The sequence below is a fragment of the Polynucleobacter sp. MWH-Adler-W8 genome, assembly GCF_001889925.1.
In the GTDB taxonomy this organism is placed as follows: Bacteria; Pseudomonadota; Gammaproteobacteria; order Burkholderiales; family Burkholderiaceae; genus Polynucleobacter.
In genome coordinates this window covers 19,303-34,581 of record NZ_LZFI01000006.1, presented here as the reverse complement: position 1 = coordinate 34,581, position 15,279 = coordinate 19,303, and the positions used below count along the sequence as shown (strand labels likewise).

The 15,279-nt window shown below is 47.5% G+C and carries 13 protein-coding genes; 4 read left to right on the top strand and 9 right to left on the bottom strand.

Features of this window, described 5'->3' with window-relative positions; all coding sequences use genetic code 11:
- Positions 1–8 precede the first annotated feature (8 nt).
- From nusA to scpB, 4 genes are all read right to left on the bottom strand, one after another.
- Positions 9–1,490: a transcription termination factor NusA gene (gene nusA, locus AOC28_RS08140; protein WP_072583484.1), complete on the bottom strand. Its 1,482-nt coding sequence runs from the start codon at positions 1,488–1,490 to the stop codon at positions 9–11.
- The gene (gene rimP / locus AOC28_RS08135) at positions 1,487–1,978 is read right to left on the bottom strand and encodes a ribosome maturation factor RimP (RefSeq protein WP_072583483.1); all 492 of its coding nucleotides are present in this window, start codon (positions 1,976–1,978) and stop codon (positions 1,487–1,489) included. The genes nusA and rimP overlap by 4 nt, the downstream gene beginning before the upstream one ends.
- Positions 1,979–2,151: 173 nt before the next feature.
- Positions 2,152–3,948 carry a pseudouridine synthase gene (locus tag AOC28_RS08130; protein WP_072583482.1) on the bottom strand — a complete coding sequence of 599 codons (1,797 nt, stop codon included), beginning with the start codon at positions 3,946–3,948 and terminating at the stop codon, positions 2,152–2,154.
- Positions 3,949–3,954: 6 nt separating this feature from the next.
- On the bottom strand, positions 3,955–4,683 hold the full coding sequence (gene scpB, locus AOC28_RS08125; protein ID WP_072583481.1) for an SMC-Scp complex subunit ScpB: 729 nt from the start codon (positions 4,681–4,683) through the stop codon (positions 3,955–3,957).
- Positions 4,684–4,959: 276 nt separating this feature from the next.
- Here scpB and AOC28_RS08120 point away from each other — a divergent pair, with 276 nt between their 5' ends.
- Positions 4,960–5,793, top strand: coding sequence for a patatin-like phospholipase family protein (locus AOC28_RS08120; protein WP_072583480.1), 834 nt, complete (start codon positions 4,960–4,962; stop codon positions 5,791–5,793).
- A gap of 26 nt (positions 5,794–5,819) precedes the next feature.
- On the opposite strand, the gene AOC28_RS08115 is transcribed toward AOC28_RS08120, so the two are convergent.
- From AOC28_RS08115 to AOC28_RS08095, 5 genes are all read right to left on the bottom strand, one after another.
- A complete protein-coding gene (locus tag AOC28_RS08115; RefSeq protein ID WP_072583479.1) occupies positions 5,820–6,467 on the bottom strand; it encodes a C40 family peptidase in 648 nt (215 codons plus the stop codon).
- A gap of 137 nt (positions 6,468–6,604) precedes the next feature.
- A complete protein-coding gene (locus AOC28_RS08110) occupies positions 6,605–8,242 on the bottom strand; it encodes a dipeptide ABC transporter ATP-binding protein (RefSeq protein WP_072583478.1) in 1,638 nt (545 codons plus the stop codon).
- Complete coding sequence (locus tag AOC28_RS08105; RefSeq protein WP_072583477.1) at positions 8,239–9,264, bottom strand: ABC transporter permease; 1,026 nt, start codon at positions 9,262–9,264, stop codon at positions 8,239–8,241. Before AOC28_RS08105 ends, AOC28_RS08110 begins: the two co-directional genes overlap by 4 nt.
- Positions 9,261–10,325 (bottom strand): microcin C ABC transporter permease YejB, encoded by a 1,065-nt coding sequence (gene yejB / locus AOC28_RS08100; RefSeq protein WP_192846863.1) that lies wholly within the window; start codon positions 10,323–10,325, stop codon positions 9,261–9,263. Before yejB ends, AOC28_RS08105 begins: the two co-directional genes overlap by 4 nt.
- Positions 10,326–10,336: 11 nt before the next feature.
- Positions 10,337–12,205, bottom strand: a complete 1,869-nt coding sequence (locus AOC28_RS08095; protein ID WP_072583475.1) for an extracellular solute-binding protein — start codon at positions 12,203–12,205, stop codon at positions 10,337–10,339.
- A 50-nt stretch (positions 12,206–12,255) separates the two neighbouring features.
- Here AOC28_RS08095 and fabI point away from each other — a divergent pair, with 50 nt between their 5' ends.
- The 3 genes from fabI to AOC28_RS08080 are packed head-to-tail and all read left to right on the top strand — an operon-like array spanning position 12,256 to position 15,273.
- Positions 12,256–13,041 (top strand): enoyl-ACP reductase FabI, encoded by a 786-nt coding sequence (gene fabI / locus AOC28_RS08090; RefSeq protein WP_072583474.1) that lies wholly within the window; start codon positions 12,256–12,258, stop codon positions 13,039–13,041.
- An 8-nt stretch (positions 13,042–13,049) separates the two neighbouring features.
- Positions 13,050–14,366: a chromate efflux transporter gene (gene chrA / locus AOC28_RS08085; RefSeq protein WP_083564276.1), complete on the top strand. Its 1,317-nt coding sequence runs from the start codon at positions 13,050–13,052 to the stop codon at positions 14,364–14,366.
- Positions 14,367–14,388: 22 nt separating this feature from the next.
- Positions 14,389–15,273: a MaoC family dehydratase N-terminal domain-containing protein gene (locus AOC28_RS08080; RefSeq protein ID WP_072583472.1), complete on the top strand. Its 885-nt coding sequence runs from the start codon at positions 14,389–14,391 to the stop codon at positions 15,271–15,273.
- Positions 15,274–15,279 lie beyond the last annotated feature (6 nt).

The window sequence follows — 15,279 nt, the reverse complement described above, 5'->3', positions numbered from 1 at the left end:
ACTTCCTCTCATGAAGTAAACCAATGTTCGCGCGCTTTCATGATGAGCGTTTTCGCAGTTTCTTCGTCAATTTGTGTCGCCTCAACTAGCTCATCAACAGCTAATTCAGCAAGGTCGTCACGGGTATGTACTTGATTGTCAGCAAGCTTAGCAATCAGCTCTGTAGTCATTCCTTCCAGGGAGCGTAAATCTTGTGAAACCTCACCAATACGCTCTTCCTTTGCCAACTCCATGGTCAACAAAGAGTCACGAGCGCGGGTACGCAACTCATTCACAGTATCTTCATCAAATGAATCAATCTCTAACATTTCAGACAATGGTACGTAGGCCACTTCTTCTAATGTGTTGAAACCTTCTTCAATCAAAATATCAGCCACTTCTTGGTCTACGTCCAACTTGTCCATGAACAATTGACGTACAGAAGAAGCTTCTTTTTCAGTTTTCTCAGCAGACTCTTCAGGAGTCATGATGTTGATCTGCCAACCAGTCAAATCACTCGCCAAACGAACGTTCTGTCCACTACGGCCAATAGCGATTGCCAAATTCTCTTCGTCAACCACTACATCCATCGCATGACGCTCTTCATCAACCACGATTGATGAAACTTGAGCTGGAGCCAAAGCACCAATCACAAATTGCGCTGGATCTTCAGACCACAATACGATGTCGACCGCTTCGCCGGCTACTTCGTTACGGACAGCAGTTACGCGTGTACCACGTACGCCAACGCAAGTGCCAATTGGATCGATGCGCTTGTCATAAGTAATCACAGCAATCTTTGCGCGCACACCAGGATCACGGGCAGCGCCCTTAATCTCCAGTAAGCCCTGTTCCATTTCTGGAACCTCGTTCTCAAACAACTTAATCAAGAAGTCTGGGCAAGTACGTGAGAGTTCGATTTGTGGGCCACGTGCTTCGCGATCCACCTTAAGAATATAGGCGCGAACACGATCACCAGAGCGTAAGTTCTCTTTTGGGATCATTTGATCACGACGCAGCAAGGCTTCAACACGACCGGATTCAATGATCAGGCCATTCTTGTCGGCACGCTTGACGGTACCGGTCATGACTTTTTCGCCACGCTCAAGGTAGTCGTTCAAAATCTGTTCGCGTTCAGCGTCACGAATGCGCTGCAAGATGACTTGCTTAGCAGCTTGTGCGCCGATACGACCAAATGCTAAAGATTCAATTTCCTCTTCGATGTAGTCACCAACTTCCATGTCGGCGAGTTGCTCTTGGGCTTCAAATTGCAGAATCTCTTTGTCCGGCTCTTGCAAACCAGCTTCATTGGGCACAACCAACCAGCGACGGAAGGTTTCGTATTCACCAGTTTCACGATCAATTGAAACGCGGATATCCACGTCTTCTGTAGCGTAGCGCTTCTTGGTCGCAGAGGCCAAAGCCATCTCCAACGCCTCGAACACAATTGCTTGATCAACGTTCTTTTCACGCGCTAACGCGTCTGCCAACATGAGAACTTCTCGGCTCATGACTTTCTTCCTTTGAAATCAATAACAGGGACCAACCGAGTCTTATCGACCTCGGCTAAAGAGAACTCCAATTGAGAAGGCTGACCATCAGCACCCTCAAATACCAAACCAAACTTTGCATCCGGTGAATTCAATTCACCACTCAGCAAACCTTGTAACTCACCACGAAAATTCTTGCGACCGCCAACTGCCACGCGCAATTTCAAATCCACTTGCATTCCAGCGAAGCGCTCATAATCAGCGGCACTTTTCACTGGACGATCCAATCCTGGAGATGAAATTTCTAAACGCTCATAAGGAATGTTTTCAACTGGCAAGGTGTAGCTCAATTGATGGCTCACCTTCTCGCAATCCAAAACAGAAATCAAGCGTTCGTAATCTGGGTTTTCAATCGTGACGCGCAGCAATCCTCCGGCTTCACGCTCTATCTCCACTAGCGTGTAACCCAAGTTTTCCAGCTCTGCAGAAATAACCTGCTGATCCTTCACGACATCCCCTCATACCAAAATGGCAAAAAAAAATGGGCTTCAAAGCCCATATTCTTGAAATTCAGAACAGGCCGACTTACGTTGATCGCAACATCAGTCGGTAACTACTAAATACAGCAGAAACCTGCTGTAAGACCAAAATTATAGCCTATTTGGCATAAAACTGATACAAATCAGAAGCTTTCGCCGGGATTACGGGGTTTTCTAGGTCCTTTATTGAAGGGTTTGCGCCCTTTTGGCGCGCTACGTTTAGGCCCATTTCCAGGACTCTGGGGGTTGCCCGTCACAAAAGCAGACTGCCCGTGGTGAACTTTGCTGCCTTTACTGCGGTTTTGGCCCTGACCACCTTGACCACCCTGTCCGCCTTGCCCACTTCGACCGCCTTGACCACCCTGTCCAGGTCTGCCACCTTGAGTACGACCACGGAAAGGTCCACGCCCTTCGCCAGAACCACTGCCGCCACCAGGTTTTCCACCTCTACCCTGATGCGTTAGGCCGTTATGGCCACTAGCAAGGGTTAGAGCATCACGGGATCCCCAGTAGGAAACGGAGGTTTGCATTGGATCCGGCTGGAAATCTTCTCCAACTGGACGACGATCTCGATTATTAGGGTTAGGGCCACGGCCCTTATCTTGAGGCTGTGGCATTTTTAAACCAGCAGACTTCATCAAGTTATAGATGCCGCCAGCCTCAATCTCTTCCCATTTGCCACGTCGGAGGCGTGGAGGTAATAAGAAAATGCCGTAACGAGTTCTAATCAAGCGAGAGACTGTATGACCAACTACTTCGAACATACGACGCACTTCGCGATTACGACCCTCACTTAATGCAACGTGATACCAACGGTTCGCGCCTTCGCCGCCGCCCATCGCTAGGCGCAAGAATTTAGCTTGGCCATCATCGAGCGTAATGCCACTCTTTAAGAGCGAAGTATTTTCTTGACTCAAGTCGCCCAAGATGCGCACGGCGTATTCACGCTCGACACCGTAACGGGGATGCATTAAGCGATTTGCTAACTCACCAGAAGTGGTGAACAACAAAAGACCTTCGGTATTAAAGTCCAATCGACCTACCGCGATCCAGCGTCCTTGACGCGGTTTAGGTAAACGATCAAATACGGTTGGACGACCCTCTGGGTCTGACTGGCTAACGATCTCACCTGCCGGCTTGTGATACATGATCACGCGCGGCGGCTTAGTCTGAATCTTGCGATGTACAGGTTTGCCATTGATACGCACTTGATCTGTTGGTCCAATACGCTGACCAATATGCGCTGGTAATCCGTTAACTGATACGCGCCCTTGAATAATCAAGTCTTCCATATCGCGACGGGATCCCATACCAACATCAGCTAATACCTTGTGCAACTTAACGGTATCTTCATCATCAGCATCGTCATCTAAACCATCGAGGTCAGACCAAACTTCATCACGCAAACTGAGTGGGAGATCATCAACGTTCGCAAACTGCAGACTACTCATTTCCTCATCCGTTGGCGCATCTGAATCCTCATCTTCGCGTGAGCGTTGTGCACGCTGCGCGCGACGCTCTGCACCAGTTTGATGAGATACCTCATTCTCATTCACACTATCAGGATTTTTTAATTCCTCAACTTCAGGAGCATCTAAAGCAGCGTCAAACTCACCAGAGACAACTGAGGCAAACAAAGCCTCACTCTCAGCTGGATTGGGAGCTAATTTAGAAGATTGGTTATTGCCTTGATTATTACCGCCTTCGCGCGGACCATTGGAATCAGTACCTTCACGGCGTGGCCGATCTTTATTAAATGGGCGCTTCTTATTAAATGGGTGTTTACTACCTCCGGCACCTTGGCGGCGCGGGCGACGTTCACCATGCTCTCCGCCTTCAGACTTTTGGCCATCCGAGTTCGATGGTGCAGCATCTGCATTAGAAGGGGTTGCCGATGGATTTACTACCGGGGATGAATCGTTTTCGTTAGGGCTTGTCATTAATTATTATTTTGTTTCGTCTGGGTTGTCTTCAGACTCAGGGGTAACTTCATTAGCCTCTTCTTCAGAAACCTCAATGCTGGCTTCTTCTAAAGTGGCTTCGGTTGTCTCTTCGTCAATCTCGCTCACCTCTTGAGCATCCGCATCAATCACTACTGTCTCAACAGTGGCAGATGGATCAAACTCCATCACCGCTTGACCTAATTGCGCTGCAGCAGCCATTGGCGCCGCATCTTCCAAAATCGGCAAGCTTTGTAAATTGGTCAGACTGAGATCATCTAAAAATTGTTTGGTGGTGGCATACAAGCCTGGGCGACCAATAGTTTCTTTATGACCAATTACCTCAACCCAACCACGATCTTCTAATTGCTTCATTACGTTACTACTCACAGCAACACCACGGATTTCCTCGATCTCACCACGGGTTACAGGTTGGCGGTAAGCGATGATGGCTAAAGTTTCCATAACAGCACGTGAATACTTCGGCGGCTTTTCTGGAGTCAGGCGATCAAGGTACTCACGCATCGAAAGACGGCTTTGAAAACGCCAGCCAGTTGCGATATGCACCAATTCCATACCCTTGTCATCCCAAGCGCGTTGCAGCTCGACTAATGCTTCATCGATATCTGCCGTAGTGATGTCTTCTATAAATAAGCGAGACAAATCAGCAACGGTGAGTGGTTCCTGTGCGCACAGGAGGGCTGTTTCAATGACGCGCTTATTGTGATCGTCCATAAAATTCGGGCTACCAGGAGTAATCCTGACTAGGCTTTAAAAGGTATTTAGTAATGGGTTTTGGTGTTCTCAAGCTACTACGGACAATCCATCTCATCAATTCTTCTTGGGATATGCCCGCGCTGAAACGAAGTACTTTTCGTTCACCTTGCGCCCATTATAAGGTAGGCTCAATACAATAGCCATATGCATAAGAATTCCACAAAACCCCCTTTATCCAGGCCTCAGGCCATCCATTCCTTGGAGCGCCGTCGACTCCTTGGCCTCGGAATTGGCATGGGCGCCCTCCTTGGGGGCGTAGGTTTGAGCTCTTGCAGCCTTGTTGGGAGTAAAAAACCTGTGGTTGGCCTAGTTCTAGGCGCTGGAGCAGCTCGAGGTTTTGCTCACGTGGGCGTCATCAAGGCATTAGAAGCCCAAGGCATCAGACCCGATATTGTTGTTGGTAGTAGCGCTGGTAGCGTGATTGCCACCCTACTCGCATCAGGCGCCACTGGGAATGATCTCAATCGCTTAGCCCTCAATCTAGATGAGGCCACGATTGCCGACTGGGGCCTCCCATTTGCTGGCCGATTTGGCGGACTCATCAAGGGTGATGCCCTGCAAAATATGGTGAATCGAGAAGTGCAAAACAAATCGATTGAACAAATGCGCATCCCCTTAGGAATTGTTGCTACTGAATTGCAATCTGGCCAAGGGGTTCTATTTAGAACAGGCAATACAGGCTTAGCCGTTCGCGCATCTTGCAGCGTACCCGGAGTATTTCAGCCGGCAGTGATCAGCGGCAAAGAATATGTCGATGGCGGTTTAGTGGCACCAGTACCAGTCAGCTATGCAAGACAGATGGGGGCAACCTTAGTCATTGCAGTAAATATTTCTTCCGAGCCGGCTCATCAAGATGCCAGCGGAACCTTAGGTGTTTTGCAACAAACCATCTCTATCATGCAGAGAAGCATCAATCAGTACGAACTCAAGAGCGCTGATATCGTGATTCAGCCGCAGTTAAAGCAAATGGGTAGCGGTGATTTCAAATCCAGAAATGCCGCCATACTCGCCGGTGAAGCTGCGGCGCAAGAGCAAATGGGTTTGATTAAAGAGAAGCTGAAAGGCTAGCAACCATCAGGCTGCAGAGGGCTTGATTAAAGGCTGCGTGAATTACGCTTAAGATTTTTGACTTCGTTAAGAAGCTCTTGACGCTCAGAGTCATCGAGATTGTCGCTACCGTCTAAACGACGTGCCCCGTCAAAACGTTTATCCCAATAGAGGCTACCGAGATCATCCACTCGAACATTGGTGCCTTTGGAAGGTGAGTGAATGAATTTGTTATCGCCCACATAAATTCCGACGTGAGAAAAAGTGAGGCGCATCGTATTAAAAAATACGAGATCTCCTGGCTGCAATTCTTCACGGGTAATCGGCTTACCAACACGACTCATTTGCGTTGACTTGCGTGGCAATAAGAATCCCAACTTATCTTTGAAGACGTAGCCAACAAAGCTACTGCCATCTAATCCAGACTGCGGTAATTCTGTATCCCAGCGATAGCGCACGCCAATGACTTCCATAGCGCGGTTAATTAATTCGTCTGACTTGCCAGTCACGGTATCGGCCAAGCGGTCCGATACTCGGGCAATGTAGGAGCGCCCTGCTTGGAACATGCTTTCTTTGGGAACTACAGCATCCGCAGATGCCTCTACCGCCGTATCAACCGCATAGGCAGATACAGAGATGATGGCGCCTAAACCTAGGCCCAGCAGTTTTAAAAGAAGTGCTTTTTTCAATGACATCGGATCAGTTTAACAAAGAACCCTCAATTAACCAAGTCTTCACTCTATGCTTAAGTCTTTGTTTATAATGATAAAATTGCTTTATATCAGGGCGCATGCACCAAATTAGCCCATTCAAAGGGGGTTTGATCCGCCATCTAAGTCAACTCTGCAGCTGCAAATAGTTCCCTGGTATAGATCTGACGGGGATGCTTAATGAGGGTTTCGGTATCACCAAATTCCACCACCTTGCCCCCTTTGAGAACCATCACTTCGTGAGACATTGCTCTAATGACTGCTAGATCGTGACTAATCATGAGATAGGCTAAGTTGTACTTTTTTTGCAGCTCGGTCAATAAGGCAAGCACCTGCTTTTGAATAGAGACATCCAATGCCGAGGTGGGCTCATCTAATACCAAAATTTGTGGGCGCAAAATTAAGGCACGCGCAATCGCAATTCTTTGGCGCTGTCCTCCAGAAAATTCATGGGGGTAGCGCAGAAGCGCAGAACGATCTAAACCCACCTCTTTAAGCATATCCACTACACGTGTCTCACGTTCTGCAGTAGATAGTTTCGGAAAATGCACATCCAATCCCTCAGAAATAATCTGCAATACGTTCATGCGCGGTGACAGCGAGCCAAAGGGATCTTGAAAGATCACCTGCAAGCTAGAACGCATCGCACGTCGCTCCATAGGCATGAGTTTTTGCCAATCGCTGCCAAGCACATCAACATTGCCAGTCACTTCTGCCATTGAATCACCTAGCAAACCGAGCACAGCCATACCTAGGGTGGTTTTGCCAGAGCCAGATTCTCCAATCACACCAATGGTCTGTCCTTGCTTTAATGCAAAGCTGACTTTTTTCAACACTTTATGTGATGGCGCTTTTTTAAACCAAGAGACTGATTCTTCGCTCGGGTAAGCAACCGAGAGATCCTCTGTTTTCAACAACACTGGAGCTAATGGCATCAGAGGTGCCGGGTCGCGTACCGGCTCACTATTGACCAAGGTGCGCGTATAAGGATCCTCTGGATGTTCAAACACTTGTTTGGTTGGCCCAGCCTCCATCAAGTTACCTTGATTGAGCACAGCGACACGTTGTGCAAAATGCTTCACCAAATTGAGATCGTGGGTGATCAACAGAATGCCCATACCGCCATGATCTTTAGATTCTTCTTGGAGCTCTTTGAGTAAATCCAAGATTTGCAAACGCAAGCTCACATCTAAAGCTGTCGTAGGCTCATCGGCAATCAGTAGCCGAGGCTTACATGCCAAAGCCATCGCAATCATGGCGCGTTGTCTTTGGCCGCCTGAGAGTTGATGTGGATAAGAATGAAAGCGGCGCTCAGGCTCAGGTATTCCCGTCTTACGAAGCAAATCAATCGCGGCATCAATCGAATCCGCTTTAGATATCAAAGGTTGATAGATCTGCACTGCTTCAATAATTTGATTGCCCACAGTAAAGAGCGGGTTCAAGGCCGTCATCGGCTCCTGAAACACCATCGCAATTTCACGACCGCGAATCTCCCGAATATCTTGGATAGACATCGAGAGCAAATCTACCGTGCCCTTCCCATCTTTTTTATTCCACAGAATCTTTCCAGAGACTTTGGCGCCCTCGGGCTCTAAACGTAATGGCGCCAATGCAGTCAGCGTCTTACCTGAGCCGGATTCCCCAACCAATGCCACACGCTCACCAATGCCGATTTCTAAATCAAGATGATTGACTGCAAACTTTTCCCGACGACCCGTTCCAAATGAAATGCACAGATCTTCATAACGAAGCAAACTCATGAGCGACCTCCGCTCATTACGCCAGCCTTACGAGAATCAAAAGCATTACGCAATGCTTCACCCATAAAAGTTAATAGCAACAGAGTTGCGACCAAGACAACAAAGGTTGATAGAGAGATCCACCAGGCATCGAGATTGCTTTTGCCTTGAGAGAGCAGTTCGCCCAAGCTTGGAGTGCCCGGGGGTACGCCCAAGCCTAAAAAGTCCAAACTGGTTAAGGACAAAATGGCGGCACTCATGCGAAATGGCAAAAAGGTAATCACTGGGGTCAAGCTATTAGGCAGGATGTGACGCCACATGATTTGTAAATTGGTTAAACCTAATGCTCTTGCTGCACGCACATATTCCAGGGCGCGATTGCGGAAAAATTCTGCACGGACGTAATCTGATAGACCCATCCAACCAAAAGCGGCTAACAAAATAATCAGCAGGGAAACGCTAGGATTAAAGATCGAGGCAAAAATGATGAGCAAGTACAGCTCTGGCATAGCTGACCAGATTTCTATGAGGCGCTGAGAGACTAGGTCAAACTTTCCTCCAAAGAAGCCCATTAAGGATCCAGTGATGATGCCCACACTCACGCCAACAATCGTTAGTGCAAGACCAAAAAGAATCGATAAGCGGAAACCATAGATCAGACGAGCCAAAACATCGCGCCCACGATCATCAGTCCCCAACCAGTTCTCCCATGAAGGTGGTGCTGGATTAGGCACTTGTGAAAAATAATTGAGCGTCTCATAGCTATAGTGAATCGGCGGGTAGATTGCCCAGTTTCCATTACTAGTAATGTTCTGACGAATATCGGGATCTAAGAAATCAGTTGGAGTCGCAAAGTCACCACCAAAGACAGTTTCTGGCTGACTCTTCACAATCGGAAAATAGAAATGGCCTTCATAGCGCACCACTAAAGGCTTGTCATTCGCAATCAATTCGGCGCACATCGATAAACCAAACAGGACCATAAAGATCCATAAGCTTGCATAACCCATGCGACTATTCTTGAAGCGCTGCCAACGACTCATGAGCCGCCTCCTGCACCAAACTGAATGCGTGGGTCTACATAAACGTAACAAAGATCGGAGATTAACTTGGTAAACAAGCCAATCAGGGTGAATAAATACAGAGTGCCGAAGACTACTGGGTAGTCACGACGCATTACGGACTCGTATGAAAGCAAACCGAGCCCGTCTAATGAGAATAATGTTTCGATCAACAGTGAGCCAGTAAAGAATGCGCCGATAAATGCTGCCGGGAAACCCGTTACTAAAGGCAAGAGTGCATTACGGAACACATGTTTCCACAACACTTGCTTTTCGGTAAGACCCTTTGCTCGTGCAGTCAGAACATACTGTTTACGAATCTCTTCTAGAAAAGAATTCTTGGTCAGCATAGTCACTACTGCAAAACTACCCAAAACAGAGGCGGTAATCGGCAACACTAAATGCCACAAGTAATCCATGACTTTGCCAAACAAACTCAGATCACTCCAATTATCCGAAGTAAGGCCTCGTAGCGGAAATAACTGTAAGAAACTGCCTCCACCAAACAGCACCAGCAATAAGACACCCAGCACAAAACCAGGAATGGCATAACCCACCAAGATCATGCTGCTGGTGACGGCATCAAAGCGAGAGCCATCGCGTACTGCTTTAGCTATTCCTAAGGGTATGGAAACTAAATATGTAATAAAGAAGGTCCACAGTCCAATACTGATCGAGACTGGCAACTTAGAGACCACTAAAGTCCAAACGCTTTCGTGTTGGTAGTAGCTTTCACCCAAGTCAAATCTGGCAAAGCGGCCCAACATCATGAAATAGCGTTCGAGTGGCGGCTTATCGAAACCGTATAAGGCTTTAACTTCCTCTAGACGCTGTGCATCGACACCTTGACGGCCGCGATAGGTTGATCCGGATCCGGAGGACTCGGAGCCGCCTGTTGCAGCACCGCCCTTCCCTTTTAACTCCAATACCATTTGCTCTACTGGACCACCTGGAACAAATTGCACTACTGCAAAGGTAAGAGTTAGGACCCCCAAGATTGTCGGAATCATTAGAAGCAAACGTTTAAAAATATAGGCGCGCATTTGACCTTGCATTATTTAGCCTCTTCTTTCCACCAGTTTTGCATGATCCATGCCTCGGCCGAGTAATACAAAGGAGGCTCTGGATAACGCATCTCGTGGCGAAAGGCAACGCGATGGGTTGGGTTGTACCACTGCGGCACAACGTAGTAACTATTCCACAGAACTCTATCTAGAGCTCTCGTTGCGGTTCTTAGCTGTTCCCGATTTTGTGCTTTGGTAATTTCATCAATCAAAGCATCCACCACGGGAGACTGCACGCCAATCACATTATCAGAGCCTTTTTCTTTAGCGGCCTGACTGCCAAAGCGGTCCCAGAGTTCATTTCCTGGATTTTGGGAGTCCTGAAATCTGACGGTGGTCATATCAAAGTCGTATTCATTCATACGCTTTTGATGCAAAGCAAAATCGCTGGTCCGAATATCTACTTGCACTCCCAGCTTTTCTAAGTTGCGTACATAAGCAGAAATCACTCTCAAGAAAAATCCACCATCTTCAACTATCTCAAAACGAAATGGCTCACCCTTTTCATTGCGCAATGCACCGTCACGATATTGCCAGCCCGCATGAAGAAGGAGTTCACGGGCTTTCTTCAAATTCTGGCGTAGGCTGCCAGGCGACTTAGTTGATGGCGCCGCAGGCATCGGGCCAAAGACTGCATCCGGAACCCACTGTGGGTATTTTGCTTTTAAGGGCTTGAGTAGCTTTAGCTCTGACTCTGTAGGTTTGCGAGGGCCATCAAAGTTGGCACTCAAATCACTGTTGGTGAAATAACTATTGATACGGCTGTACTGATCAAAAAATATTTGGCGATTGAGCCATTCAAAATCAAGTGCATAGCCTAAGGCTTCGCGCACACGCGCATCTTTAAAAATAGGCCGTCGCACATTCATAGCGAAACCTTGCATGCCAGCGCCATTATGATTTAGGAATGCTTTCTTTAAGAGAACGCCTTGATCAAACTTAGAGCCCACATACCCTTTAGCCCAGATCTTGGCGCGATATTCAACCAGAGCATCAAACTCCCCCGCTTTAAAGGCTTCCAGCCTAACAGCATCATCGCTGTAAAGCTTATAAAGGACTCGATCAAAGTTATAAAAGCCAACGCGGATATTTAACGGTTTTCCGAGTTGATCAGCCCAATAGTTTGGGTTCTTTTTAAAAACAATCGATTTACCTGCTTTGAAAGATTCAATCAAATAAGGCCCACTACCGATTGGCGTTTCAAAGGCAAGACTCTCAAATGGAATCACCGTTCCATCTGCTTGCTTGCCCCAGTTCCGCGAGAACACTGGGAATGTTCCCGCCAGGATAGGTAGTTCAGTATTGTCATTCTTAAAGTCGAAGCGGATGGATCGATCAGACAAAACAACCGCTTCTTTAATATCCGCAAAGGTAGTTTTATAACGCGGATGCGCTTTACCGCTCATCAAGGTATCAAAGCTATATTTAACATCAGCAGCCAAGACTGGACTGCCATCTGAAAATTTTGCCTCAGATCGAAGATGGAAGGTGACCGATTTGTGATCTTTGGCTACCTGAATATCATCTGCTAATAAACCGTAAATACTGGAGACCTCATCAGCACTTCCCTCGGCCAATGACTCAAACATCAATTCGATACCGGGAGCGGTGATACCTCTCAGGGTAAATGGGTTGAATTTATCAAAGCTCGTTCTTTGCCCTGGGTTTGGCAAGACCAGGGTTCCACCGCGGGGAGCATTGGGATTTACGTAATCAAAATGGGCAAATCCATCGGGATATTTAGGCTTGCCGTATTGTGCAATCCCTTGTCCTGCCAGAGCTATATTGGCCCCTAGCCCCGCTAGCAGGGCTAGCAGCAATAAATAGGCAATTTGTCGAATGAGCTTTAAGGTGGGCATATATGCAACAATTGTAGATAGCTAATCATATTTGAAGTAAAGGACACAACATGGGCTTTCTCACCGGCAAAAAAATCCTCATTACCGGCCTCCTCTCCAACCGTTCTATTGCCTATGGCATAGCCAAGGCCTGCCACCGCGAAGGTGCTGAACTAGCCTTTACCTATGTAGGTGAGCGCTTTAAGGACCGCATCGTTGATTTTGCAAAAGAATTCAATACCGAACTGATTTTTGACTGCGATGTGGGCAGCGACGAACAAATCAGCGCCCTTTTTAAGGATTTAGCCAAATCCTGGCCCCAATTTGATGGTTTTGTACACGCGATTGGCTTTGCGCCACGCGAAGCAATTGCCGGCGATTTCTTGGAAGGTCTTTCTCGTGAAGGCTTCAAGATTGCTCACGACATTTCTGCTTACAGCTTCCCAGCGATGGCAAAAGAAGCGCTCCCAATGTTGCGTGATAAATCTTCATTGCTCACATTGACTTATTTAGGATCCATGAAGAATGTTCCTAACTACAACACTATGGGTTTAGCAAAAGCATCGCTTGAAGCATCCGTTCGCTACCTCGCTGGCTCAGTTGGCCCTAAAGGCATTCGCGCTAACGGCATCTCTGCTGGCCCAATTAAAACTTTGGCCGCTTCTGGCATAAAAGGCTTTGGCAAGATTTTGCAAGCGGTTGAGGAAACTGCTCCACTGCGCCGTAATGTGACGATTGATGATGTAGGCAATACTGCTGCATTCTTATTGTCTGACTTAGCCAATGGCATCACCGCTGAAATCATTTACGTTGACAACGGCTTTAGTCAAGTGGTTGGCGGAATGGATGAAGTTTGAGCATTCCAATGCGCGAGGCCCTGAAGTTTTGGGCTAAGCTAGGCTTCATCAGTTTTGGTGGGCCAGCAGGACAGATTGCCGTTCTACACCAGGAGTTAGTTGAAAAGCGTCGCTGGATTTCTGAGCGGCGCTTTTTACATGCGCTGAACTACTGCATGCTATTACCAGGGCCAGAGGCCCAACAGCTAGTGACCTATATTGGCTGGCTCATGCACCGCAGCTGGGGCGGTATCCTAGCGGGTACGCTCTTTGTGCTGCCTTCCCTGTTCATTTTGATTGGGTTGTCGTGGGTATATCTCACCTTCGGACAAGTCCCCTGGATTGCCGCCATCTTTTTTGGCATCAAACCTGCAGTGACTGCAATCGTGTTGCACGCTGCCGTGCGAATTGGTAAACGCACAATTCATAACCAAGCACTCCAATGGATCGCTCTTGGATCTTTTCTCGCCATCTTTATTCTGAATCTCGCTTTTCCCATCATCGTACTGATTGCAGCAGCAATCGGATATTGGGGTGGTAAACGCTATCCAGAATATTTCCAACAAGCTGGTGGGCATAGCACGAAAGAAGCAAAACAATTTGGTAGCGCCATCATTGATGACGACACTCCTACTCCCGAACACGCCAGATTTACTTATTCAAAAGCGGTCCGTCATAGCCTTGTCGCATTTACTTGCTGGCTCCTTCCTATTGGTGTATTAATAGCCATCTTTGACTGGAAGACCTTGTACCCAAATATCGCGTGGTTCTTTACCAAAGCCGCCTTGATGACTTTTGGTGGTGCGTACGCAGTTCTACCCTACGTATACCAAGGAGCAGTCGAACACTTTCATTGGCTCAGCGCCAACCAAATGATTGATGGTTTAGCGCTAGGCGAGGCTACGCCAGGACCACTCATCATGGTAGTGGCTTTTGTTGGCTATCTTGCAGGACATATCCAACATCTCATTGGCAATACCAATCCATTTTGGTTTGGGGTGTTGGGTGCTTGTGTTGCTACTTGGTTTACTTTTTTACCCTCCTTCTTTTTTATCTTAGTAGGCGGTCCGTTAATTGAGTCAACACATGGCAAGCTAGGATTTACAGCCCCGCTAACAGCAATCACAGCGGCAGTCGTTGGTGTCATTGCTAATCTAGGCCTCTTCTTTGCTTATCACGTCTTTCTACCAAGAGGCTTTGGCGGCTCGATCTCTTGGATCTCGATTTTGATCTGCGCTCTAGCTGGTTTAGCTTTATTTAAGTTTCAAAAGGGTGTTCTTTCGGTATTGGGCGGGTCAGCCTTAGCTGGATTACTCTTCTACTACATCTCTATTTTGATAGGGTGAGTTTTTTCACAAGATTGGCATAATGGAACTTATGCGAATCGAACCTCAAACTATCACCCACCTGCAAGAATGGCTTGGTAAAACAGAGTCTCTGCAGGACACCGTCACAGCAGCCCCCGTGCGCGCACTATCCGCAACCTTGGATCGCGATGATGCTGCACCAAGTAAGGGGACTTTTTTACCTGAGCTGTGGCACTGGTTGTATTTTCTGCCCCACGCCCGCGAATCCGAAATCGGATCTGATGGTCATCCAAAACGTGGTGGCTTTCTTCCGCCGGTTCCACTACCTCGTCGCATGTGGGCAGGTAGCCGCATTGAATGGTTAAAACCACTTGCTGTTGGCGACGAGATTGAACGCGTTTCCACGATTGAGTCAGTAACCCATAAAGCAGGTCGCACCGGTGATTTAATTTTCGTATTGGTCAATCACAAAATCTCCAACCAGAACGGTCTAGCGATTATTGAAGAGCATGACATTGTGTATCGGGATGCGCCCGGGCCAGACGATAAACCTGTTGCCCCTACTGCCGCACCGACGGATGCTAAATGGAGTAAAACAATTACACCTGATGACGTACTTCTATTTCGTTATTCAGCATTAACTTTTAATGGCCATCGCATTCACTATGATCGCAAATATGTCACTGAAGTTGAAGGCTACCCCGGTTTAATCGTGCACGGCCCTTTGATTGCGACACTATTGGTAGATCTAGTGCGCCAAAGCATTCTAGGATGCAAGCTTAAAAGTTTTGAGTTCCGCGCTATACGCCCTACTTTTGATATCAACATCTTTAAAGTCAATGCCAAGCCGGATCTAGAAAAAGATCCGAGTGGAAAAACCATTTCCATTTGGGCGGAGGACCATGAAGGCTGGCTCACTATGCAAGCAACCGGTGTTCTAGCCTAAACACAT